Annotated in this window: 18 protein-coding genes; 8 read left to right on the top strand and 10 right to left on the bottom strand. The window is 67.6% G+C overall.

All coding sequences use genetic code 11. From position 1 onward, the window contains the following. Positions 1 to 332: 332 nt before the first annotated feature. The gene (locus ACLARN_RS21035) at positions 333 to 746 is read left to right on the top strand and encodes a TIGR03618 family F420-dependent PPOX class oxidoreductase (RefSeq protein ID WP_409493143.1); all 414 of its coding nucleotides are present in this window, start codon (positions 333 to 335) and stop codon (positions 744 to 746) included. Between the two features lie 57 nt (positions 747 to 803). Then, a complete protein-coding gene (locus ACLARN_RS21030) occupies positions 804 to 1,319 on the top strand; it encodes a hypothetical protein (protein WP_409493142.1) in 516 nt (171 codons plus the stop codon). A 184-nt stretch (positions 1,320 to 1,503) separates the two neighbouring features. Here the strand turns inward: ACLARN_RS21030 and ACLARN_RS21025 are convergent, their stop codons facing one another. Continuing rightward, positions 1,504 to 2,850, bottom strand: coding sequence for an MFS transporter (locus tag ACLARN_RS21025; RefSeq protein WP_409493141.1), 1,347 nt, complete (start codon positions 2,848 to 2,850; stop codon positions 1,504 to 1,506). A 46-nt stretch (positions 2,851 to 2,896) separates the two neighbouring features. Here ACLARN_RS21025 and ACLARN_RS21020 point away from each other — a divergent pair, with 46 nt between their 5' ends. Beyond that, the gene (locus ACLARN_RS21020; protein ID WP_409493140.1) at positions 2,897 to 3,247 is read left to right on the top strand and encodes an ArsR/SmtB family transcription factor; all 351 of its coding nucleotides are present in this window, start codon (positions 2,897 to 2,899) and stop codon (positions 3,245 to 3,247) included. Positions 3,248 to 3,525: 278 nt separating this feature from the next. Here the strand turns inward: ACLARN_RS21020 and ACLARN_RS21015 are convergent, their stop codons facing one another. The 4 genes from ACLARN_RS21015 to ACLARN_RS21000 form a co-directional block, all read right to left on the bottom strand. Next, complete coding sequence (locus tag ACLARN_RS21015) at positions 3,526 to 4,758, bottom strand: right-handed parallel beta-helix repeat-containing protein (protein ID WP_409493139.1); 1,233 nt, start codon at positions 4,756 to 4,758, stop codon at positions 3,526 to 3,528. A gap of 87 nt (positions 4,759 to 4,845) precedes the next feature. Continuing rightward, the gene (locus tag ACLARN_RS21010; RefSeq protein ID WP_409493138.1) at positions 4,846 to 5,445 is read right to left on the bottom strand and encodes a TetR/AcrR family transcriptional regulator; all 600 of its coding nucleotides are present in this window, start codon (positions 5,443 to 5,445) and stop codon (positions 4,846 to 4,848) included. Between the two features lie 28 nt (positions 5,446 to 5,473). Beyond that, entirely contained in the window at positions 5,474 to 6,586 is a 1,113-nt protein-coding gene (locus ACLARN_RS21005) for a hypothetical protein (RefSeq protein WP_409493137.1), read from the bottom strand. Next, the gene (locus tag ACLARN_RS21000; protein WP_409493136.1) at positions 6,583 to 8,061 is read right to left on the bottom strand and encodes an FAD-dependent oxidoreductase; all 1,479 of its coding nucleotides are present in this window, start codon (positions 8,059 to 8,061) and stop codon (positions 6,583 to 6,585) included. Before ACLARN_RS21000 ends, ACLARN_RS21005 begins: the two co-directional genes overlap by 4 nt. 417 nt (positions 8,062 to 8,478) lie before the next feature. Here ACLARN_RS21000 and ACLARN_RS20995 point away from each other — a divergent pair, with 417 nt between their 5' ends. Continuing rightward, a complete protein-coding gene (locus ACLARN_RS20995; RefSeq protein ID WP_409493135.1) occupies positions 8,479 to 10,113 on the top strand; it encodes a purine-cytosine permease family protein in 1,635 nt (544 codons plus the stop codon). A gap of 10 nt (positions 10,114 to 10,123) precedes the next feature. On the opposite strand, the gene ACLARN_RS20990 is transcribed toward ACLARN_RS20995, so the two are convergent. Beyond that, positions 10,124 to 11,335 (bottom strand): amidohydrolase family protein, encoded by a 1,212-nt coding sequence (locus tag ACLARN_RS20990; protein WP_409493134.1) that lies wholly within the window; start codon positions 11,333 to 11,335, stop codon positions 10,124 to 10,126. 186 nt (positions 11,336 to 11,521) lie between these two features. Here ACLARN_RS20990 and ACLARN_RS20985 point away from each other — a divergent pair, with 186 nt between their 5' ends. After that, positions 11,522 to 13,543 (top strand): NB-ARC domain-containing protein, encoded by a 2,022-nt coding sequence (locus ACLARN_RS20985; protein WP_409493133.1) that lies wholly within the window; start codon positions 11,522 to 11,524, stop codon positions 13,541 to 13,543. Here ACLARN_RS20985 and ACLARN_RS20980 read toward each other — a convergent pair. Further along, a complete protein-coding gene (locus ACLARN_RS20980; RefSeq protein WP_409493132.1) occupies positions 13,514 to 16,495 on the bottom strand; it encodes a glycosyltransferase in 2,982 nt (993 codons plus the stop codon). The two genes, ACLARN_RS20985 and ACLARN_RS20980, sit on opposite strands and share 30 nt — an antisense overlap. A 366-nt stretch (positions 16,496 to 16,861) precedes the next feature. On the opposite strand from ACLARN_RS20980, the gene ACLARN_RS20975 reads away from it, so the two are divergent. The 3 genes from ACLARN_RS20975 (at position 16,862) to ACLARN_RS20965 (ending at position 20,676) form a co-directional block, all read left to right on the top strand. Then, positions 16,862 to 18,667 (top strand): serine/threonine-protein kinase, encoded by a 1,806-nt coding sequence (locus ACLARN_RS20975; RefSeq protein WP_409493131.1) that lies wholly within the window; start codon positions 16,862 to 16,864, stop codon positions 18,665 to 18,667. Positions 18,668 to 18,823: 156 nt separating this feature from the next. Beyond that, positions 18,824 to 19,432, top strand: a complete 609-nt coding sequence (locus ACLARN_RS20970) for a hypothetical protein (protein WP_409493130.1) — start codon at positions 18,824 to 18,826, stop codon at positions 19,430 to 19,432. A 59-nt stretch (positions 19,433 to 19,491) separates the two neighbouring features. Next, positions 19,492 to 20,676, top strand: coding sequence for a PucR family transcriptional regulator (locus ACLARN_RS20965; RefSeq protein WP_409493129.1), 1,185 nt, complete (start codon positions 19,492 to 19,494; stop codon positions 20,674 to 20,676). Here the strand turns inward: ACLARN_RS20965 and ACLARN_RS20960 are convergent. From ACLARN_RS20960 to ACLARN_RS20950, 3 genes are read right to left on the bottom strand one after another with little or no spacing between them, the layout of a single operon-like run. Then, positions 20,660 to 21,061, bottom strand: a complete 402-nt coding sequence (locus tag ACLARN_RS20960) for a hypothetical protein (protein WP_409493128.1) — start codon at positions 21,059 to 21,061, stop codon at positions 20,660 to 20,662. The genes ACLARN_RS20965 and ACLARN_RS20960 overlap by 17 nt on opposite strands. A gap of 11 nt (positions 21,062 to 21,072) precedes the next feature. After that, positions 21,073 to 21,678: a hypothetical protein gene (locus ACLARN_RS20955; RefSeq protein WP_409493127.1), complete on the bottom strand. Its 606-nt coding sequence runs from the start codon at positions 21,676 to 21,678 to the stop codon at positions 21,073 to 21,075. Continuing rightward, positions 21,675 to 23,963 (bottom strand): FdhF/YdeP family oxidoreductase, encoded by a 2,289-nt coding sequence (locus tag ACLARN_RS20950; RefSeq protein WP_409493126.1) that lies wholly within the window; start codon positions 23,961 to 23,963, stop codon positions 21,675 to 21,677. The genes ACLARN_RS20955 and ACLARN_RS20950 overlap by 4 nt, the downstream gene beginning before the upstream one ends. Between the last annotated feature and the right edge of the window lie 331 nt (positions 23,964 to 24,294).

Below are 24,294 nucleotides of genomic sequence, written 5' to 3'. Positions count from 1 at the left end.
CAGGTTCGGTCGGGTGTCGAATTCGGGTGCGTCGCGAGTCATCCTTCTGGGTGCGCGCCGGACGGTGTAGGCAATCCGTCCGTTTTTGGCAATGTGCTCGAATGAGCTGTCAGTTTATGCGATTCTTCGAATAGGCGTGTTTTCCGGAGTGGTCCGATGGTTCGCCGACCGATCCGGACGTCGTGAAGGCGGCCGAATGCGGATCGAGGACGGGTGGTGCGAATTCAGGCCGTTTCCGGCCTCGTCCCGTATGGGAATTCGGTTCGCTACCGGACGGGGGATACTGCGGTGACCGTGAGAGTGGTATCCGCCGAGTGCTGAGGAGCGTGGACATGGAGAAGTTGCCGGAGGACGTGAGAGAACGCCTGGCGGCGCCGTCGGTGTGGTACGTCGCCACCACCTGCCCGGACGGAGCCCCGCATGTCAGCCCGATGTGGGTGGGCCTTGACGGTGACGATCCCTGGTTCAACACCTCGGTGGGCAGGGTCAAGGAACGCAATCTGCGTCATGATCCGCGGGTGTGTCTCTCGCACCACGCCGATCCTTTCGACCGCGTCCAGATCCACGGCCGGGTCATCCGGTTCGTCGAAGGGCCGGAGGCCGGACGTGACATGGACCGGCTCGCGCACAAATACGTCGGTACGCCGTACGAGTGGCTGTTGCCGGGGGAGCAGCGGGTCACGATGGTGATCGAACCCCTCCGCGTCCGCCGCGTCGTCGGTGTCGAACCGTTCGGCGGCGCTTGACCGAGAGTCCGTATTTCGGCCGTGGCCCGGCCCGCGAGCCGCCCGTAGGGTCACCGCGTGACTCAGGGAGAGAAGGCGCCGAAGAAGCGCATGACGGTGAAAGACGACCTGAGCTTGGGGCTGCTGTTGGGCGTGATGCTGGTGACGCCGGCCACGGTGGCGGTGTCGGCGTCGACCGGTGAGTGGCTCTGGACCATTCTGGCGATCCCCGCCACCGTGGCCGTCATGGTGGTCATCGGGACCTTGGTGCGGACTCGGGCGGCGGCCGCGGTCGGCTCGGTGGCAGGCAAGAAGGGTGTCGTCGGCACGTTCGCCGTGCTCGGCCTGCTCCTCGCCGCCGCCGCGGGGGTGGCCCTGATCTGGTTCGGTGTCCGGCTCAACTTCACCGCGGACACGTGCGATCCGGAGCGGAGCCGGTGCGTCGCGGTGGTGAACGGGATCGCCAGGGGTGAATCCACCGAATCCGTGGGCAGTCAGCGGTTCGGGACGTTCCTGCTGTCCCTGGTCGGGATCGTTCCCGGTGCCGTCCTGCTGTTCATCGCCGCACGGGGCGCGGTGCGGCGGGCCAGGTAGGGCGTGTCTGACAATGTTCTGGTCCAGGCGGTGACGGTGTGGAGGACCGTTGCGGATCGGTGCGGGTGTCGCGAAAGCCACTTTCGGGACATCAGACGTCGCGAAAGTGGCTTTCGCGACACGCCACGGTTGCCTTCCCCCCTCCATCCGGTTTGACGGGGTGATCAACGAATTGTCAGACACGCTAGCGAGTGTCCGCGGGCCAGCGGCGGTGCTCGCGGTCGATGACGAATGCGTGGCTGTGCCGCCAGAGCCCGTCGCCGACTTCCTCGGCGTCGCTGAGGTGGCCGGTGCCGGTGCCGCGGTGGGTGTGCTCCAGGAAGTAGGGGTCCCGGCGCGGCCACGACTTGGCCGCCAGGGTGAATCCGGCGAGGCCGAGGGCGCCGAGCGCGATCCAGGTCGTGGTGAACGGCTTCGGCATGAAGGTGGCGAGCCAACCGGCGATCGGGTAGGTGAGCAGCCAGCAGGCGTGGGACAGCGAGAATTGGGCGGCGAAGATCGCGGGCCGGTCGCTAGCGTGGCTGGAGCGGCGCAGCACCCGGCCGACCGGGGTGAGGACCAGTCCGGTACCGAGCCCGATGACCGTCCACGTCGCCAGCGCCGCATGCCACCGCCAGCCGCCACTGTCCGCTGTGGACAGTGCGATCGCACCCGTCATCGCCGTGAGGAGGACTCCGGCGCCGGTGAGCATGACCGTGCGTTCCGGGGCCCGGTCCAGCAGGCGGGGGAGCACGAGCGCGACCAGGATCGTGCCGACGCCGTTGCCCGCCAGCAGGATCGCGACGTCGGCCGGTGACCGGCCGAGGGTGTCCTGGACGTAGTTGACGGTGTTGACCATGACCACGGATCCGACGGCGGCGACCACCAGCGCCAAGCCCAGTGTTCCGCGCAGGCGGGGCGTCGCGGCGAAGATCCGGATCCCCGCCAGCGTCCGATCCCGGATGCCGCCGCGATCACCGCGGGTCGCATCGGGGATCCGGGTGCTCAGCACCAGTACCGCCGACGCCGCGAATCCGATCGAGGTGCCGGTGAACAGCCAGTGGAAGGACGCGAAGCCGAGGACGGCGGCGGCGAGCAGTGGACTGAGCAGGGTTTCCATCGTCGAGGCGAGCTGTGACAGCGACAGCGCCTTCGTGTACTCGCGTTCGCCGGGCAGGATGTCGGGAAGGACCGCCTGGAACGTCGGGGTGAACGAGGCCGACGCGGATTGCAGGACGACGATCAGGACGTAGATCTGCCACACCTGGTCCACGAACGGCAGCGCCAGCACCACGAGCGCGCGCACGGCGTCGAGACTGACGAGCAGTAGACGTCTGGGTACCCGGTCGGCGTAGGCGCCCACGAGAGGCGCGACGGTCACATAGGTGATCATCTTGATCGCCAGCGCCGTACCCAGTACGGCACCGGCATTCGCACCAGCCAAGTCGTAGGCCAGCAGGCCGAGCGCTACCGTCGTCAGGCCAGTGCCGAACAGCGCGACCAGCTGCGCCCCGAACAGATGCCGGTAGTCCCGATGCCCCAGCAACGACACGCTTCGTCACCCTCCGCCGGAGAACTCCTCACCACGATAGGTGCTCATGTACGCACATGACAAATCCGGTGCTCACTGGGCCGCGCTTCCCCCGGATGACCAGGTCGAAGCCGCGTCCACCTCGCTGCGGATGCTGGCCGATCCGACGAGGATGCGGATGTTGTGGTTGCTCAGTGGGGACGAGTACGACGTGGCGTCGCTGGCCGCCGCGGTCGCCATCGCCCGGCCGGCGGTGTCTCAGCACCTGGCCAAGCTCAGGCTGTCCGGATTGGTCGGCCAGCGACGCGAAGGCCGCCGGATCCTCTACCGCGCTCGCGGCGGGCACGTCCGCCGTCTGCTCGCGGAGGTCATGAACGCCGCCGACCACCACCTCCACGGCATCCCCGACCACGATTGAGGTTCAGACGGGCCCCCTCACCCGCGGTAACACCTCGCGCGCCTACCAACCACGTCGAGTGGCCAGCTGGCGCGGATCGTGAGTGGCGAGTCGCGTGATCTTTCAGTGGCTGATGTTCCCAATGTCGCATTCGAGTCGCTCAGCGACTCAAATGCGACATTGGGAACGTGACCCGGCGGATCGCGAGTACCACGCCACCTTTGCCCTACCCCTCACTTTCGACGACCCACGCGAACCCGAAACAGGGACCGCCGCCCTCACGCTGATCGACGAGCAATTCACTGCTCGTAGGCCCCGATGTCGTGGCCCGCACCGGCGGGGCGGGGTTTGTTGTCGAGGTCGAAGGCCGGAGCGGAGTCGGCGGATCCCTGATCGACGGCTCGGGTGGATCCGGGCCTGAGATGGAAGTCGCCCGCGTCCGGGGCGGCGAATCCGGGGTCGCCGGAGATGTTGTGGTCGATGACGAAGTCGTCGTGGGACACCGGTCCTTCCGCGAAAATGTTGTTGCGAAGGAGGTTGGTGCCCTCGAAGTCGCCGCCGTAGACGGCGATCGAGCCTTCGGCGTTGTCGTGGAAGGTGTTGTTGACGATCCGCACGTCGGACATGGTCCCGCTCGACTCGACCCAGAAGCTCAGCCCTGCCTGCGCGTTGCCGTAAGAGACGTTGTTGTACACCTCGACGTTGCGGAGTTCCCGGCTCTCGGAGACGTCCTCGACGGCCAGGGCGATCCCGGACTTCGTCTCGTTCTTGGTGCCGACGGCCACGTTGTTGTAGATCTCCACATCGGACGAGGAATCCACGTAGATGTTCGGCCCTCGGTTGTTCGACGAGACGTTGTCGTGGATCGAGACCCTGGCGTTGTCGGTGTATTTGACGTCGATGCCTTCTTCGCCGTTGTCGTGGACTCGGCAATGTTTGACCTCGACGTCACGCGATCCGTGTCCGAGGGTGAGCGCCTCGTGATCCGCGGACGTTCCCCGCCCGTTCGTTCGCTGGATCTCGCAGCCGTCCACCAGGACGTCGCTCGTGTTCAGCAGAACCAGCCCGCCGTCTCGGGAGCCGTCGATGCCGAAATCCTGGAAGACCAGGTTGTGCGCTCCACTGGCGTAGGCACCGAAACCGCGTGATCCGGCGAAGGTCAGGTTGTGAAACCGAAGCCACGAATGGCTTCCCAGTGCGAGCAGGCCCTGGGAGCCACCTTGCCCGGTGATGACGGCCGTCCCGCCTTCGCCGTGGAAGGTGATGTACTCGCCAGGTGCCCCGCTGGTCTTGATGGTGAGACCGCCGGTGTGGACACCGGCGGCGATCTGCACGTTGTCACCGGGCCGCGCGACATCCGCGGCGGCCTGGACGGTCGGATACTCGCCGTCGGGACCCACTGTGAGAGTCCGCCCCGAAACGGGTGGCGGCACTTCGTGCGGGCGCGGTTCGGCCGACGACACTCCTGCCGTCAGCAGGCAGGCGGCCATGATCGAGACCACACCCAACGCGATTTTGCTCCGCAGGAACATGTCCGCCCTCTCCGTACCTCGGTATCGCGGAAAGAGAGCAGAGTAGGTCGATGTTCACGGGACCGGTCCCGGGTATCCGGTCAGTGCTCAGCCGCGGAGGGCCGGTCCGATCCAGCGGCGGACGAGTGCCCGTAACCGGTCGTCGGTGAGCGCCGGCGTCGACGGGTATTGCAGAAACGACAGGAAGAGTCGCATCAGGATTTCGGCGAGTTCCTCAAGGTCTTCGTCGGTGGTGACGCCGACGGCCGCCCAGTCGACCGGCAGATTGCGGAGGATCCGCGCGCCGAGCGCGAACGCCGGGGGAGAGGTGACTTCGACGGTGAAGAAGTCACCTTCGCCCGCCTCCAAGAGCAGGCCGAGGTAGGGCTCCCTGGGAACCGTTCGCACCGCGAACACCACGGATTCCACCGCCACCTCTTCGGCGCTGCCGAACGAGGCCAAGTGGCGCTCCATCCGTCCGGCGAACTCCTCGACGCCTGCCAGTGCGACGGCACGGAGGATGTCCGCCAAGCGGGGGAAATAGCGGTAGACGGTCTGCCGGGTCACTCCGAGTTCGGCGGCGACGTCGGAGAGACTGGTCTTGGCGAGCCCGGCCCGGTCGATGCATGCCGTCGCCGCCTCGACGATCCGGCGGCGCGCCTCGTCTTCGGTGCGGGGTGGGTTGCCCTGCCATCCATGGTGCCCCATGCGGTCCATCTTCCCTGATGGGAACGCTTCAGCCGGTGGCAGGTGTCCTACGGCGCCGGTACTGCGCGGCCAGCAGCAGGCTCGCCCCGAGGAAGCAGGCGAGCGCGTACGGTCCGCTTCCGATCGGGGTGCCGTCACCGGTGACGCCGTTCTCCGCGACGAGGTACGCCGGTAGGGCGCTGATCCAGAACGCGGCCATCCCACCCAGGTAGACGGCGGGGTAGAACCTGGCGAAGGCGGACAGCGGTTCGGCCTGCCCGCGATCCGGAGATCGCAGGTGCGAGACGACGATCCAGGCGCCGGCCAACCAGAGCAGGGCCAGCTCGACGCCGAGGACCCAGGCCTGCGCGGTGATGTCGGGATCGTCGCCGCCGAAAAGGCTCGAAGGAATGCCGGCGATCGCCATGGTCGGCGGAGTGAGGACGCCTGCCACCAGGGTGCGCAGCACCAGGGACCGGCCGCGTCGCGGGCCGCCGTCCGCGGCCGGGCTCCCGGTCAGGCGTACGACCAGGTAGGTCATGGCTCCCATCGAGACGGAAGCGAACAGCAGCATGCTGTTCATGGGCACCGACGCCAGCGCGGGCTGGTTGACGATCTGGTTGTCCGCGTTCCAGGCCCACCACTTCAGCTGCGGGCCGAGGTGGTCGAAGACCTCGTAGAACACCTGGCAGGTGAAAGCGACGGCCACCGACCCGGTCAGCGGGCCGCGGCGCCGGAAGATCCCCAGTGCTCGCACGAGTTCGTAGGCGAGCTGACTGATCACCGGGTAGAACGCGATGATGTAGAGCGGCAGCCGGTCTCCCATGAACTGCACGGTGAACTGGTTGTGGGCGAAGATGAAGCCGTACCGCTGCTCGAGACCGAACCACTCCGGGAAGTACAGCGGCGGTTCGATCACGAACAGGTAGACCAGTGAGGCCCACCAGAGCGCGAGGTTGACCGGATCGCCCGCCCGGTGGCGGCGTACGGCGTGTATCAGCGCGAAAACGGCGCCGCCGACGATGAGTAATTCGAGCAGCGGCATCGTCGGATCGGCGAGATCCCACGGGAAGCGGATCGAGCCGACGGGGGAGACGTCGTGGCAGTCGAAGCCGAGGTCGCGGGTGACGGCTTCCGCCTCCGGCCCGCATACCGCGCTCATCGTGCGGCGGCCGGTGCCGCGGCGTTTTCGGGCGAGTAGTCGGTGGCGGGTGGCTCGGCCCGGGGATCGAATCCGAAGGGAACCCGGTGCCTGCCCAGCGCGGCGCGGACGCGATGGCGCGCGAGCCCGAACAACACCCGTGGGTTTCGCAGCATGTCGCCCAGTGATTCGTCGAGATTGAACACCTTGGCGAAGTGTTCGTCGACCACCGCGTCTTCCCGCGCGGCACCGACGATGAGGCTGAACGCCGGGCCGGACATGGCCGCGAGGATGCGACGCCGCCACTCTGGCGGCTTCTCGGTACCCACAGCGCACTCGTAGCCCTGATCCCGGGCCATCGCCAGGCGCCACGGCACACCGAGCAGTTTGCGTTGCGCCGCAAGGAATCGCGAAGAGAACGTCGCGTCGAGACGCTCGGCGCGGGCGAGGTGTTCGCGCAGCAGCAACGCCGAACCCGCCGCGGAACTGATGCCCTGTGCGTAAAACGGGTTGAAGGCGCAGATCGAGTCGCCTACGAACACCAAACCCTTCGGCGGGGTGCGCAGCCGGTCGTAGCGGCGCCATTTGTTGCCGGTCGACCGGGTCAGGTGCACCTCCGAAGTGGGAGCGCACCGATCCATCGCGTCGGCGAACAGCGGCGCCCGCACCCGGCGGGCCGACTCGACGAACGCGTCGGTGGTGCGAGGCATCTCGATTCCCCACGAGCCCATACAGGCGATGACACGGTTCCCTTCGATCGGGAAGAAGTTCACCAGGAACTCGTGCTCGGCCGGGTGCTCGCCCTTGTCCGGGGTCGGCATGATCACCAGGTGACGCCACCACCAGGACGGCGGCCGCTCCGCCGGTGACGGCAGGTCGTACCAGCGCGAGGTGTAGGTGACCTTGGCATCGAGGGTCTGGACCTCGGGCTCGGGCCACCCCGCGGCGACCAGCCAGCCGCCGACGGACGAGCCGCGGCCCATCGCGTCCACCACGAAGTCGGCATCGATGTGCTCGTCGCCGTCGGACGTGGAGAAAGCGACGCCGGTGACCTCTCCGCCGTCGCGCATGGTCAAGCCGTTGACCGCGACACCTTCGCGGATGACCACGTTGGCCAGGCCCCGCACCTTGTCGCGCAGCACCCGCTCGATGAGGATCCGCGAACCGTAGATCATCGTCATCGTGCCGCGTTTGCGTGCCGACCAGCCTTCCCCGTCGAGGTAGGCGGCGTCCATGGACGGCATCAGGTGCAGCCCGCCAGCGGCGATGAGGTCGTCCTCGAAACCGGGGAAGAGCGCCCCGATCGCGCGACGGCCCGAGTTCAGCAGGAAATGTGGATGCTTGCTCTGCGGCACCCCGCGCCGATGCTCGGCCTCCGCCGGGAGCTCGTCGCGTTCCAGCACCAGCACCTGGTCGAAGTACGGGGCGAGCGCGCCCGCGGTGCACAGACCGGCGGCGCTGCCACCCAGGACGACAGCGGTAGTGCCGAGCCGCATCCGGATCAACTCCCCACGTCATTCATACAAAGTAACGGCAACTGTATGAATGACGGCTGGCGCGTGTCAAGGCGCCGACGCGACCCTCTCGGTGCTGGCGTCGTCTGAAGTACATGAAGGCCCCCTTGCTTGCGTGTCTAGCGCAAGGAAGGGGGCCTTCATGTACTGGGGAAGGTGTGAAGGTCGCGTTTCCTCGGCTGAGCCGAGGGAAGGGGCCCTTCACGGACCGCGGTCCCGACCCAGCCACCACGTTAACCAGGGCCGCTGCTCCCGGTTACACGGCGAAACACTCCCGTCATATCCGTAGCGGTCGGTCGAAATCTGGTGTTTCTAGCGTTCCGGCCCACGGACGCAGCCCCGTAGACCCTGCCCGCCGACGCCTTCTGGACAAGCCCTTCCCCGAGGAGTTCACGAACGATGACCGTCGACGACGTCGCCGAACGCACGCAGGTGTCCGCTTTGGGAGCCTCGAAGGAAACTCTCGAGGACTACACCCTGCGGTTCGCCCCGCGGACCTACCGGCGGTGGACCCCCGGCGTCGTCGGCGCCTCCGCGCTGGGCGGGATCGCCTATATGGCGGACTTCTCGATCGGCGCGGGTATCGGGCTGACCCACGGTACGCAGAACGCGTTGCTGGCGATCGGCCTGGCCGCGGTGATCATCTTCGTGACCGGGTTCCCGTTGGCCTACTACGCCGCCCGCTACAACCTCGACCTCGACCTGATCACCCGCGGTTCGGGGTTCGGGTACTACGGCTCGGTCATCACCAGTGTCATCTTCGCCAGTTTCACGTTCATCTTCTTCGCGCTCGAGGGTTCGATCATGGCGCAGGGCCTCGATTACGCGGTGGGACTGCCGTTGTGGCTCGGTTATCTGGTGTCCACTTTGGTCATCATCCCGCTGGTGATCTACGGGATGAAGGTGCTGGCGAAACTCCAGAGCTGGACGAACCCGTTGTGGCTGCTGCTGATGGTCGCGCCCTTGGTGTTCCTCATCGTCAAGGATCCCGGTTCGGTCGAGCGGTGGCTGTCCCACGAAGGGCGGAACGGCGGCGGGCTGAGCACCGCGGCGGTGATGCTGGGGGCCGGGGTGTGCCTTTCGCTGATGGGACAGATCGGCGAGCAGATCGACTATCTGCGGTTCATGCCGCCGCGCACGGACGAGAACCGGCGCGCCTGGTGGACGTCGATGGTGCTGGCCGGCCCCGGCTGGGTGATCTTCGGCGCGGTCAAGCAGGCCATCGGAGTGTTCATGGCGGTCTACATCCTCGGCGCGGTCGGCACCGCGGCGGCGATCGAGCCGATCGAACAGTTCACCGGCGTGTTCACCGAACTCATGCCGCCCTGGCTGGTCGTGCCGCTCGCGCTGGTCTTGGTCGTGCTCAGCCAGGTCAAGATCAACGTGACCAACGCCTACTCCGGATCCCTCGCCTGGACCAACTCGTTCACCCGGATCACCAGGCGTTACCCGGGAAGGCTGGTCTTCGTGCTGGTCAATCTGACCATCGCGCTGATCCTGATGGAAGCGGACATGTTCAGCTTCCTCAACAACATCCTCAGTTTCTACTCCAATTGCGCGATGGCGTGGGTCGTCACGGTCGCCACCGACATCGCGATCAACAAGTTCGTGCTGAAGCTGTCGCCGAAACGGCCGGAGTTCCGCCGCGGCATGCTCTACGCGGTCAACCCGGTGGGTGTCGTGTCGTTCCTCGCTTCCTCCCTCCTGTCCATCTCCGTCTACTTCGGACTGTTCGGCGACACGCTGAGGCCGTACTCGCCGCTGGTGGCGGTGGGGATCGCGGTCGTGCTGACACCGGTGATGGCGATCCTCACCCGAGGCCGGTTCTACTTGCGCCGCACCGACGACGGCATCGCCGAGCCACTACTGGACGCCGAGGGGAACCCGAGCGGGACCCACTTCGACTGCGTGGTGTGCGGTGAGTCCTACGAACGGCCCGACATGGCCGCGTCACCGGAAGGGGGAACGATCTGTTCGCTCTGCCTGAGCACGGATCGCGGCGGCGATCACGTCCTTCCCGCCCAGGCACGGTGAACGGAGCAGATCAGAGACGCACCACCGACAGGCCGTCCGCGACGACGACACCGTCGTGCAGCACCGTACGGTCCTTACCGCGGTCCATCACCGCGCTCGTCGGGGTTTCGCCGTCCACCAGCAGCAGGTCGGCGCGGTCGCCAACGGCCACGCCGGGGCGGTCGGTGATGCCGGCCAGCCGGGGGACGTCGTGGCTCATGATCGACGCGCCACCCATCGTCGCGACGGCCAGTGCCAGTTCGATCAGGTCGTCGCGGCGGAAACCGTGGGTGAAGGCCAGCTGCCAGGTGCGGTCGAGCAGGTCGCAGTTGCCGTACGGGCTCCAGTATTCCCGCTGTCCGTCTTCTCCCAGGCCGACGCGCACACCCGCGGTCGTGAGGTCCGCCAGCGACAACTGGCCGTCGACGGACGGCGCGACGGTCGCCATCGCGATGTCCAGTTCCGCGAAGGTGTCGATCAGGCGGCGGCTCACCGATTCCGAGATCGAGCCCAGTTCGTACGCGTGCGACATGGTCACCTTGCCGCGCATGTCCAGCGCACGGACCCGCTCGATCACCAAATCGGTCGAGAACACGCCCAGGTGCCCTGGCTCGTGGAGGTGGATGTCCACCTCCACGCCGTACTTCTCGGCGAGCCCGAACACGACGTCGAGATGTCCCTTGGGGTCCTTGTCCAGCGAGCACGGGTCGATCCCGCCGACGACCGTGGCGCCCGAGCGCAGCGAGGCCTCCAGCACGTCCACGGTGCCGGGCTCGCGCAGGATCCCGGCCTGCGGGAACGCCATCACCTCGACGTCCGCGTGCCCAGCGAACCGCTCCTTCGCGGCGAGGACGGCGTCGAGCTTCTCCAGTCGGCAGTCGACGTCCACCTGCGCGTAGCTGCGCACCCGCGTGGTGCCGTTGGCGATCATCCGCTCCAGCGTCCCGGCGACGCGTTCGGGCAGCGGAACCTCGGCGTCGCGCCAGTTCTCGCGGTCGTTCAGCATCATCGCCCACACGCCCGGTGCGCCCGTATGCGGCCGGAACGGCAGGCCGATACGCGTCGAATCCAGATGGACGTGCACGTCGCTGAACGAGGGGAACAGCAACCGCCCGCGCCCTTCGACCGTGTCCGGCGCCGGTGCGGCGGCGGGATCGTGCGGCCGCACCGCGGTGATCCGGCCGTTGGCCACTTCGACGTCACTGTGCTGTCCACCCCAGGGGCGGACGTCACGGATCAACACGGCGAGCACCTTTCTCGACGGGGTCCCGAAGCGCCCCGATTTGGTATACCAAAGCTGTCGGAGGTGGGGCAACTCGGAGTGAGCAGCACCATCCGCGCCCGATACGGCTGGTACTCGTTCGGTCACGCGGGCCGTTCCGGTTCTCGGTAGGGTGGCCGGGTCGACGCGAGGGGGTTGTTGAGGGTGATGGGGACAAGGCTCGTACCGAAGGCCTTGGCGGCCGATCCTCGCCTGTTCGTCAATCGGGAAGCCGAACTCGAGCTGATCGAGCGGGAGATCACGGACTCGCTGGCTTCGGAGCGTGTCGGCGTCGTGGTCCTGACGGGTTTGCCCGGAGTGGGTAAGACAACGCTGGCCAATCGGTGCGCGCACCGCGTCAGGCACTTGTTCCAGGACGGCCAAGTGTGGGCCGAATTGGGCAGTTCTTCGGAGTCCGTCTCCGTCGACGACGTTCTTTTCCTTTTCCTCACCCAGCTCGGCGTGGAGACACCGCCGTCGACGTCGCAGGGGTTGCGCGCGGCGTTCCGGACGGTCACCGCGGACCTGGCCCTGCTGATCGTGCTCGACGACGTCGAGTCGGCGGCACAGCTGACGAACCTGCTGCCGTCCTCGTCGCGCAGTGTGGTGCTGGCGACCAGTCGTAAACGGTCGCAGGGGTTCCGGCGGGAACGGTTCACGGTGGTGGACGTTCCCCCGTTCTCGGTGTCGAGTGCGGTGGAGTTGCTGTCCGCCGATCTGACCGCCGCGAGTGAACCCGTTGACAGGGAAGCGATCGAGGCGCTGGTGGAGCTTTGCGGGCGGTTGCCGCTCGCCCTGAGCATCGCCGGCGCCCAGCTCAGTGGCCGTCACGATGGCCACCTTGCCGAGTACGTCGGTCAGCTGCGGACGGCGCGATCGGTGGTCAAGAAGCTCACCGAAGATGGCCGTCCCGTGGTCGAGGCCGTTTTCGAGGTCTCGTACCAGGATCTGCCGTCCGAGGCCCAGCGGGCGTACCGGCTGCTGAGTCTTCATCCGGGCAACCGGTTCAGCGCCGGTGCGGCCCAGGCGCTGCTCGACGTCACCGGCGAAGCCGACCTGGAGACACTGGTCGTCGCGAATCTGCTGACCCAGGCCCACCGCGGCCGGTACGAGTTCCACAGTCTCGTCCGTGATCACGCCGCGGGGCTGGCGGAGCACGTCGAACAGCCTGAGGAGTGCCAGGCGGCGGTGGAAAGGGTGGTGAAGTGGTACCTGCGGTTCGTGGTGGCGCGCCAGCTCGCGATCAGTGACCGGCCCCGGTTCGGGGACTACTTCGACGGGCGGGTCGCGCCGTCACCCGACAGTGCCAACGCGTGGGCGGAGCTGGAAGCCGAACGAGCGAATCTCAGGCGTGTGGTGAGAGCCGCCGCGGAGGAAGGTCTTCACGCGCTGACTTGGCAATTGTGCGAGGCACTCGCGACCTTCTATTTCCAGCGCGACCTGTTCGACGACGCGATCGCCGTGCACCGCCTCGGATTGGCCGCCGCGATCGCGGTACGCGAGGAGACCGGGGACGCCCGGCCGGTGCTGCGGATGCGGACCGAGCTCGGGACCGCGTACTTCTCGGCCGAGGACGACGAGGCCGCGATGGAACAGTTCGAGGCCGCGGCCGAGCTGGCCGACGGACTGCCCGGATCCGGCGAGGTGCTGTTCACCCGCGAGAAGATGTTCCAGTGGAAGTCGTTCGTCCATCAGCGCCGGGGTGAGTTCGCGGCCGCGGTCCGGGCGATCGACGCGGCACGGTCCCTTGTGGACGATCCCGGATTTCCCGAGGACGGCCGCGCGCGGGAGCGTGCTTTGCTCGACCTGAACGGCGGGCCGATGCTGGCTTCGGCGGGGCGAATCGACGACGCCATCGCCCGTGGCCGCGCGGCGGTGGCGTATTTCGCTGGCGGGAAAGAAGAATTCAACCTGGCGAAGTCGCTCGCCAACCTCGGTTCGTCCCTCGCGGCGGCCGGGACGGAGCACCACGACGAGGCCGAGCGCACGCTGCGCGACACGTTGCGAGCACTCTCCGAGCTGGGTATGCAGTTCTGGGAGGCCGACACCAGCACCACGCTCGCCGACTTGCTCGAGCACACGGGCCGCTCGGCGGAGGCGACGCCTTTCCTGCGACGTGCCGAGGAGCTGTTCACGATTCTGGACGACCGGAAAGCACAATCACTCAGGGACCGCCTCGGTCAGCGGTGACGTGATCCGCACCTTGACCACGCGCGGGCCGGCGATCACGGTGATCACCGGCGGCAGCTCGCGCAGGGGCCGCTGAGCGAGCAGCCAGGTGTGGATCAGGGACCCCGCGACGACCGGATCGGTGGTGTCGAGAACGATCTGGCCGCCACCCCGGACACGGACGACGCAGTTCTCGCCTGTGGTGACGGCGAGCGCAGCTCCCGGGAAGCGCCGGAGGGCGTCCTCCAGAGCGTCGGCGGTCGGGCCGATCAGGACGACCTCGGCCTCGTCCAGCAGCGCACGTTGCGGATGATCCTCGTGCGCGACAAGGAAAGTATCGTCGATCGCCACGCTCGACCGGGCTGATACCACGTCGGCCGGGTAGCGGGCGAGCCGCGCGGTCGTGACCTCGTCGAAGGAGCAGACGACTCGATCCGCCGTGCGCTCCGGACGTCCCATGACGTTCAGGGCATCGACCGGGATCACCGGGACGAGGGCGGCCGCGGCGGGCTCGGGAAGGGTGAGGTGCCGGTAGAACAAGGTGCGGAGCCGGGCCGTCGACTCGCCGGGACAGGACGTCACCGAGTCCCGGACGACCCGATACGGCTCGACGTCTTGGTGGAGCGCGTCTTCCAGTTGGTCGCGCAAAGAGGCACGCCTGCGCAGGCGTGGTGCCACGTGGCCGACTAGATCGGCCGGGGAACCGGCGGCGACGTCTTCCTCGGGGAAAGCCGCCAGCAGTACCGGTCGCAGCAGTCCCGCCGCGTAGCAGGTGGTCGCGCCGTGGTCTCCCACGACCAGATCGGACGCGATCAGCATCGCCTGCCAGCCCTCTTCCGGTGGGACGAGCAGCATGCCCGCGCGTTCGCAGTCGGCCAGCCAGGTGTGCACACTCCACGGGCCGTGGCCGTGCCAGACGTTCGGGTGAATCGTGGCGGCCACCCGGTACTCGTCGCTCGGAAGGCAGGCGAGCACTTCGCGGAAAAGGGAAGGCCAGGTCCCCATGAGCGACCGTTTCCACCACGTACTCGTGATGGTGACGAGCTTCTGCCCAGGGGCCAACCCGAGCTGGGCGCGGTACTGATCGCGAAGGTGAGTACTACGCAGCATCCGGTCGAAGCAGGGATCTCCGGCTACGACGGCGGTTTCAACCGCCGCAGGAGTAGCGGCCTCGAGCCGGGCGAGCTGCTCTTCGTGTGACAGCACCAAGGACGTCGCGATGGGCCTGCCGTCGTAGAGCAGCCACTCCGGTGAGAGCCCGAACACGGACCGGTTTCCGGTTTCCGGTTTCCGGTTTCCGGGAGAATTCTTACCATATCCCGCGCCATGCGGGAGTACGACGAGCGGCGCGGTCATTTCGGTGAGCCCGCCGTGATTGGCCGCGATGACCAGATCGAATTCGGTGTCGATCGCCTGATGCCAGGGAATGACGACGGTTCCGAGGTGCTCGAGGAGCCGGTGGACGTCGTGCTGAAAAGGGTCCGATCCGTTCCAGCTGAACACCACCTGCACCCGGGGATCGGAGTCGAACACGGTGATCACGTCGAGCAGCCTCAGCAGTGAGGTGACGTGGTGGGCGACGACGAGGACGAGCCGTTCGGGTTCGACGGTGATCCAGTGCGGTGCCTGGAGGCTGATCGGCACTTTGACCGGGGACACGGTGGACACGGGACTCCCTGCGCGAACGGGTGGTGCTGTGGTGCTCAGCCACCGTAGCCGATCATCGGCGTCGGGCAGCCCGAGCCACGGGGCGGTCGCGGTCAGGAAGTGGCGCACGGCGTCGAGATGGTCGAAGTCGCGCAGTGCTTGCCGGTAGGCCCGTCTGCGCAGGTGGGAGCGCCCTGACCGGTCCATCGCGAGCGCACGGCGCAAGGCCTCGGCCAGCTGCGGGGGAGAGCCGGGTGGGCACGAGAAGCCGGTTCGTCCGTCGGTGACCTGATCGGCGAGCCCGCCTGCTGTGGTGCTGATCACGGGTGCGGCACCGGCGGCGAAGGCCTCCATGGGAATCCGCCCGAACGGTTCGGCTCGGGACGGCACGACCACACCGCGCAGGCCGGGATGGCTCAGCAGGTTCGCGACGGCGGGGCTGAACCGGGTCAGGACCGTGTGGGCGAGGCCGAGCCGTCGCGACCGGGCCATCAGGTGCCGCTGGTAGCCGCTCGGGAGCGGCGCTTCGCTGGTGGCGGCCAACACGAGAGGCGGGACCTCGATTCCGTCGTCCCGCAGGATCGTGATCGCGTCGAGCAGATCGTCGAAGCCTTTGTAGGGCTCGGCCCGTCCCATGGACAACAGGAACTCCGAGGGCAACGCGAGCTTTTCGTGCCGCTGATCGCCGCGAATCCAGTCGGAAGGGGCGAGGCCGTCGGGAATCGGCAGCAGGGCGGAGCGGGGAATGCGGTAGTCCGTGTGTAGATGGCGTGCCATGAATGAGGAGATGGTCCCGATTCTCGTTCCGTCCGCGAGGCCAGCGTGCAGTCCTTCCGTTTCCCAGCGGATGCGGGAGCGGTCGAGCGGGGTGTGGATCCGTCCTGTCGAGCGGGGAACCAGCACGGTGCGAGCCCGCGCTTCACCCGACAGCAACGCGGGAAGCCCGAAGAACGGAACGTCGAAGGCGACGATCAGGAGCGGCCCGGCCAGGGGGAGCACTTCTCGCTCGATCCGATCCGCGGTGTGCGCGGCCAGCCGCCGGAAGTTCTCGACCGTCCCCCAGCGGTCGAGGCCGTCGGTGCCGTTGTCCACCGGGAGGACCGTCGTGTCCCTTGCCGAGACGAGGGTTCGGGCGCGGGCATGCCAGTGCGGGTGATGCTCGTGGCTCGAGGGACGCAGCAACAGCGGCAGGACGACGAGACGGGTTCCGGGGTCGATCAGGTCCACCAGGGTTTCCAGAAACCCGAAGTTCGCGTGGCCCGCTCCGGTTCCGGATCCGTACCAGCCGTCGTGCAGGGCGATCGCGATGGTCGGACGGCGGGACATCCCACCATCTCACTACGGCCCGGCGACGGGATCGACGGAGGGGGTTACGCGATACCTGCTGCCCGGCATCCTGCTGATCACGGTCGCGTCGGGCCGGGCTCGTTCGGTCATCCGGGCTCCGGCGGATCGAATCGGGTTCGCCGACCCCGATGCCGGTGTCGGCTTCGGCTACGTCACGAACCTTTGGTCCTACCGGCCCGACGATTCGCGAGCGGCGAACCTGGCCGAGGCCGTCCGATTCTGCCTCGGCTGCCCGGACCCGGCCAGGTGGCTTCGGGAATTTCGGCGAATTCCGCCGTGCCCCGAATTCCGGACGAGCATTTCGTATCGGGCGGATTCGCCGGGAGCTGATGCTAAAGTTCGTCCGTGCAGGTCGTCGTGGGGCGCTATCGGCTCGATGAACTTGTCGGTGCCGGCGGTATGGGTGTCGTGTGGCGTGCTTTCGACCTGGAACTCGGCCGGGTGGTGGCGCTCAAGCAGTCCCAGGCCGGTGACAGCGGGCAGATTCGGCGAGAAGCACGGATCGGCGCCGGGCTGCATCATCCGAATGTGGTCACCGTTTTCGACGTGGTGATCGACGACGGTGTCCGTTGGCTGATCATGGAATACCTGCCGTCGCGAAGCCTGTCGGAGATCATCGAGACGGACGGCCGCCTGCCGTCGATCGAAGCGGCCAGGATCGGTGTACAGCTGGCGAACGCGCTGGCCGCCATGCACGAGCGAGGCATGGTGCATCGCGACGTCAAGCCGAGCAACGTGCTGGTGGCCGAGGACGGCACCGCGAAGCTGACGGACTTCGGCATCGCCCGATGGGCGGAGGTCACCCAGTCCGGAGGCGGGCAGATCGGCGGCACGCCCGGCTACCTCGCGCCAGAGGTGGCCGACGGACGGGAAGCCCAAGCCGCGGCCGACGTGTTTTCGCTCGGTGCCACGTTGTTCGCCGCGGTGACCGGACGTTCTCCCTGGGGTGGCAGTGAACAAGGCCCGATGGCGCAGCTGCGCCGGGCCGCCTCCGGGGAGATCGACCGGGTGCCCGAGGTCGGACCGCTGACACCGGTGTTGACGGCCCTTCTGGAAACCGTTCCGGCCCAACGGCCCGACGCCAGGACGGCCAAGGAATCGCTCGGGGAGATCGTCGGTGACGCCGCGCCGTTGACGCCCTTGGCGGGGCCCGGAAGCGGCCGCCCGACGGTCTCGAAGCGGGTGCTCCTCGTCTGTCTCGGTGTGGTGATGACGCTGGTGCTGGGATTCGCGGCCGGATTCGCGTGGCGTGCCTCCACTGCCGAGACGCGCACGGCCGAGCGCGGATCTCCGGTCGGCACCATGGGAGACGAGCGCACCGCCGATCCCTGTTCCCTGCTCGAGTTGGCTTCACTGGCCCGCTTCGGAGACGTCATACCGGACTTCGACCGCGGGCCCTTTTACAACTGCTTCGCCCTGGTGCGACTCGGATCGGACGTCGCTGATGTCGCCGAGGTACGGGTGGAACTGCGAGGCGTCTTGGATCCCCCTCCGCCCGCTCACCGGCTTGGGCGACTCGGGCCCATTCAGCGGCCGGCTCCGGAGAACGGCGAGTGCTCGCGGTACATCTGGATGCCGGACGGACACGAGGTCGGTGTCTTCGCCAGGCATACGGACAATCGACCGGCCGACCTGTGCGGGATGGCCGAAGCCGTGGCCGGCGGTGTGGTGACGGAACTCGCCGCGGGAGAAATCCCCCGCAGGCCGCCGGCGCCGGGAAATTCGCTGCGCGGTCTGAACGCGTGCGACCTGCTCGGGCCGTCCGAAACGGCCGCTGTCCTCGGGAGTGAGGGGGTCAAACCGGAGCCGGACTTCGGTCAGTGGACCTGTTATTGGGAACACGCGCCGCTTCAGATAACCGTCGAATTCTTTCGCAGTCGCCCCCAGGTCGAAGGACCGGACGGTAATCGGATCAAAGCCGGTTCCCGGGATGCCTTCGTCGAACCAGGCCAAAAAGAGGGAGACGGCGACACCGGCTGCGAGATCACGATCGTCCACCGGTCCTATCGGGTGGCGGACCCGGTGAACGGCGAGCGGGTCGAGGTGGCCGACGTGACCGTGGAGACCAAGGAGAACATCAGCGCGGAAAGACTTTGCGACCTGGCCGTCGGCCTGGCCAACTCGATGGCCGGCAGGCTGCCGCCGCTCTGAGTCGAGTTCTCGTAGCCGGTTTCGCGGTTCCGAACACACTGGTCCCTATTTGGGAATGGGATTCGAGTATCCGTAATATCACCGAAAGGTCGGAACCCGTACCTTCCGGTGCCCGTCGCACCTTCAGTTCCAGGCCCAGCGTGGAAGGTGAATCCGATGGTCTATCCAGGTTCGTCAGAACAGAATCCTCGGCAACCGGGCGAATGGCAGCCGTATCCGCGGCAGGCGCCACCCGCCAACGGCAGGACCGGACTGGCCGTGGGGATCTTGATCGCCGTGGTCGCGCTGATCGCTTTCTGCGTCACCGGCTTCGCCGCTCCGGGGTTCTTGCTCGGCAAGAGTGGCGAAATCGTGGCACCGGTCCCGTCGTCCAGTCCGGCGCCGACCTCCGCGTCCACGAGCAGCATGAGCACCACCAGGTCGAGTCGCCCGAGGACCGTGACCAGGCGCCCCGCCCCTCAGGCTCCCGAGAAGGGAGTCCAGGTGATCAAGGACTTCCTCGGCAAGATCGCGGGCAGCGACCGGGTGGGCGCGATCGGCTTGGCCTGTGAACAGCAGAAGAGGTTCATGGACGACAAGATCGATTCCCTGCTGCCACTGGGCTCGCGGGTCGAGATCACCAAGACCAGCGGAACATCCAGGTTCGTACTGGCCGACGTCACCGGAACCGCCGAAGGCCGGGCGGTCAAAGGCACGATGATCGCGGATCGCAAAGACGCCGACGAGTTCTGCATCACCACATTCAGCATTCGTGACGCTTACTGAGCACCGATTTCTCTTTCGACTACGCTGTCGCGGTCGCAGCAATCGTGAGGGGTCGTGTCATGAGGAACCCGGCGTTCGCCGAACTCGTCGCCTGGGTCGAAACGCAGTTGCCCCGGCTGATCGACGAGGTCTTCGCCGCCGTTCGTGACCGCATCGGGCTCTACCGTGACGAGAACATCGTGCCGCGGGACGATCTGCACCATTCGATCGCGGTCAACCTGCGGTTCATGGTCGGCGCGCTCGGCGATCCCGCCAGGACGATCGAAGAGGCGGCACCCGGCGAGACGGGCCGCCGTCGCGCCCGCCAGGGAGCGCCGCTGCCGGAGGTACTACAGGTCTACCGGATCGGTTGCGCGACGCTCTGGGACCTTCTGGTGGAGCACGCCAGGGACGGGGGCGGTCTCGACACGACCGACGGCCTCGTCGACGTGGCGAGTCAGTTGTGGCGGGTCGCCGATGAGCACGCGGTGCGGCTGACCGAGGCGTACCGGGCGGCCAGCGCGGAGTTGCTGGTCGTGCAGCAGCGGCGCCGGTCGGCGTTGGCCGAAGCGCTGTTCACTGGTCAACGGGCGTTCGACACCGGGGCGTGGGAAGCGGGCAGGCTCCTCGGCCTGGCCGTGGACGGGCAGCTGGTCGTGGTGGCCGCGGAGACCCGTGGCCTGGCCGAGGAGAGTCTGCACGGCGTCGAGCAGCGGCTCGCCGAAGTCGGAATGGTCTCGGCGTGGCAGCTCACGCCCACGATGCAAACGGGTGTGGTCTCCGTACGCGACGAGCAGCACGCCGCGATGATGTCGATCGTGAAGGACGTGGCGGTGACCCGCACCGGGGTGAGCCCGCTGTACCGGTCACTGGCCGAGACCCCGCGTGCCCTGCACCTCGCCAGGACCGCGCTCGCCGGACTACCACCCGGTGAACCCAACGTGCGCGCGTTCGGCTCCAGCCCGCTCGCCGCGTTCGTCGCCTATGACCCGGACGAGGGACGCCGCCTCGCCGCCGAGGTGTTCGGCGCCGTACTCGACCTCCCACCGGAGGAACGCGACATGCTGCTGGAAACCCTGCGTGCCTATTTCGGGCACGGCGGTTCGACGGACCGCGCCGCCCAAGCCCTGCACTGCCACGCCAACACCGTCCGGTACCGGCTGCGCCGGATCCGCGAGCTCACCGGCAAGTCCCTGACCGACCCCCATGAGCAGGCGGAACTGGTGACCGCGGTACAGGCGCTGAGCCTCAGCCGTCCGCGATAGGCCCTCGCCGGAAGGTCGATCGGCAAGGCCCGCGGACGAGAAACCCAGCGCCAGCCCGTAATGCCTGCTCATGAACAACTCGGTGGGGAACAGCAGCACCATCACGATCACGGCCAGCGACGTCGCACTGAGGTGGGACCCGGCTCGGGACCGTGGCCGTGGCGCCGAGCGCGAAGATCCCGAAGAAGGGCCCGCGGGGAGTGAGGTCGAGCCGGAGGGTCATCAGCGCCCCGGCGAAGGCGAACGCGACCACGGTGGAGATGATCAGTTCCGGATGCCCGGCGGCGACCAAGGCCAGCCCGGGGACGAGCAGCCCGATCGCGACCCGGCACGCGTGCGGCCAGTCGCCCGGCGCCGGAGCGACGCGGTCAGCCTGAATCCTCACCAGCGAAAGCGTCAGCCCGTGAAGACGGTCTGCTTGATGTGGACATGCCGGGCGGAGCGCCAGGAAGGGGTCACGACGAACTTCACCGGTGCTCCCGGATCACAGGATTCCCATGGTTCTTGGGAAAGGGCGTCGAGCCGGGCGCCGATGGTCGCCTGGAAGTCCCACCGCGCGCTCGGCAGTCTGTCGGCGAGGCCCGCTATCCGGCCGAGCAGGTCGGCGAGTTCGGGTCCGTGCGTTTCGAAGTCAAGGTCGAGGTGATCGCACAGGTCGGCGGGTGAGGCGGCGCTGGACAGGAGGATCCGGGTCATCTTGCTCAGTTCGACGGCGATCTGCTCCGAGCCGGGTGTCACGCCGTTCCTGGTGAGCGACGCCGCGATCAGGCGAAGGCCGGACTTTTGCAGGAGATCGGCGAAGCGGAGGGAAAGGTGCGGGTGGTGACTTCCCTCGTCACCGGGGAATCCGGCGTTCCCGATGGACAGCTGGCGGCGCAGACGCACGTTGAGTTCTCGCATCCGGCTGAGTTCGCTTTGCAGGCAGCTCGTCCAGATGGACAGGATTTCGATTCGTCTCAGCAGTGCTTCGTCATCGTTCCGCGACCGGTGGAGTTCGTTCATGCGGACCGCTCGACCGTCACTTTCAGGTGCTTCATCAGCGGCTGATCACTCTGCGTGCTGTAGTCCCCGATCGCGCACAACACGTTCATCTCCGGCATGTACCCGGCCGCGCAGCCGGGCGGGATGTCGTACGGCACCGCGAGGTAACGGTGCACCGAACGGGTCGTACCGTCCATGGCGGTGCTCGTGATGTCGACCTCGTCGAACTCGGCGAGGCCGCGGTCCCGCATGTCCTCAGCGTTCAGGAACACCAGCGTGCGCAGGTTCTTGATGCCGCGGTAGCGGTCGTTGTCCGAGTAGATCGTGGTGTTCCACTGATCGTGCGAGCGCATCGTGCCGAGCGCGAGCATTCCCGGGGCCGGGACGACGTCCGGGACGTCCGCGGTGGAGAACTCCGCCCGGCTCGACGGGGTGAGGAAGACCCGTTCCCTGGCGGGCTGGTGGAGGCGGAACCCGAGCGGCTCCCGCACCCGCTCGTTGAAGTTCTCGAACCCGTCGAGCACCTGCTCCATCGTGTCGCGCACCCGGTCGTAGTCCCCGACGTAGTCCTCCCATGGCGTGCCGCTCTCCGGCAGCGTCGCGCGGGCCATCCCGGCGATGATCGCCGGTTCGGACAGCAGCCGCGGTGACGCGGGCTGCCGTTTGCCGACGGACAGGTGCACCATGCTCATCGCGTCCTCGACCGACGTTGCCTGCGGCCCTGCCACCTGGATGTCCCTCTCGGTCCGGCCGAGGCAGGGGAGGATCAGCGCCTGCTTACCGTGTTCGAGGTGGCTGCGGTTGAGTTTCGTGCTGACCTGCACCGTCAGCTCGCATTCGCGCAGCCCGGCGGCGGTGTACGGGGTGTCCGGCGCGGCGAGCACGAAATTGCCGCCCATGCCGACGAACACCGTCACCTCGCCGCGGTGCATCCCCTCGATCGTGTTCACGGTGTCGAGACCGTGGTGCCGCGGCGGCGTGATCCCGCAGACCTCGGCCAGCCGGTCCAGGAACTCCGCGGCCGGCCGGTGGTCGATGCCGCACGTCCGGTTGCCCTGGACGTTGCTGTGCCCGCGCACCGGCGACGGCCCGGCACCCGGGCGGCCGATGTTGCCGCGCAGCAGCAACAGGTTCACGATCTCGCGTACGGTGTCCACGCCGTGCTCGTGCTGCGTCACGCCAAGGCACCAGCTGATGATCGAACGCCCGGCCGAGCGGTAGATCCCGGCCGCGGCCCGGATCCGGGACTCGGGCAGGCCCGACTGCCGTTCCAGTTCCGCCCAGGAGATCCCCTCGCAGGCGGCGCGGTACTTCTCGAATCCGGACGTGTAGGTCTCGATGAACTCGGTGTCGAGCGCCTCCGGATCGGTTTCGGCCAGCTCCAGCAGCGCTTTCGCCATCCCGCGCAGCAGCGCCATGTCGCCGCCGATCCGCGGCTGCAGGTTCAGGGTGGACGTCGGGGTGGCGCGGAACGTGGCCATCCTGGCGAAGTCGTGCGGGATGATCGTGCGGGTCGCGCCCGCCTCGACGAGCGGGTTGACGTGCACGACCTGCGCGCCCCGGCGGTACGCCTCGGCCAGCGCGGTGAGCATCCGCGGCGCGTTCGAGGCGGCGTTGACGCCGAGGATGAACAGCGCGTCGGCCTCGTCCCAGTCGCCGATGTCGACGGTGCCCTTGCCCGTGCCGATCGCGGCCTGCAGCGCCCGCCCGCTGGCCTCGTGGCACATGTTCGAGCAGTCCGGGAGGTTGTTCGTGCCGTACTCCCGCACCCACAACTGGTACAGGAACGTGGCCTCGTTGCCGAGCCGCCCGGAGGTGTAGAACGCCGCCCTGTCCGGGGAATCCAGCCCGCGCAGCGTACAGCCGACGAGGTCGAACGCCTCTTGCCACGAAGTGGGGACGTATCGGTCGGTTTCGGCGTCGTAGCGCATCGGCTCGGTCAGCCGCCCCTGCGCTTCGAGATCGGTATCGCTCCATTCCCGGAGCTCCGTTACCGTATGCGCGGCGAAGAATTCCCGGCCGACCCGTTTCCTGGTCATTTCCCACGCGACATGCTTGATGCCGTTCTCGCAGATGTCCAGGTGGAGACCCTTGGTGTCGTCCGGCCACGCGCAGCCAGGGCAGTCGAAGCCGCCGTTCTCGTGGTTCATCCGCAGGATCGCGCGCGGGCCGGCCAGCAGTTCCCTTTCTTGCACAAGGAACTTCGTCACGCTCCTCGCCGCACCCCAGCCCGCGGCCGGATGGTGGTAGGGCTCGAACTCCGGCCCGTCCCCGTGTCGCTCGTTCACCGTCACCCTCTCGGCCATACCGCTGTTCCTGGTGTCGATTGAAACACGGAAGCCGCCGCCGGGCATCACGGAGTCGAATTGCGAACGGCGTGTTGTCACCGGGTGACAAACATTTCTGTGGCGTCCCACAATGGGCGTAGGAAAGTGTTACTCCACAATTCCCGAGAGGCGAATTCGAGTCGACTCAGTCGAGGCGCGGTACGAGCGTGGAGTCCGCACGGAGCACGGTGGTCGAGCATCGACGTCGGCCAGCGCGTCCCGCAGCGGCAGCACGACCCGCTGGACGGGCGGCAGCGTCTGCATCGCGGCGATCAACGCCGACCACCCATGTGGGTGATGCGCTCGCCAG

It is taken from the genome of Amycolatopsis sp. cmx-11-12, from assembly GCF_046269425.1.
Classification (GTDB): domain Bacteria; phylum Actinomycetota; class Actinomycetes; order Mycobacteriales; family Pseudonocardiaceae; genus Amycolatopsis.
The sequence above is the reverse complement of the archived record's forward strand: the minus strand, read 5'-3'. Positions and strand labels throughout refer to the sequence as shown.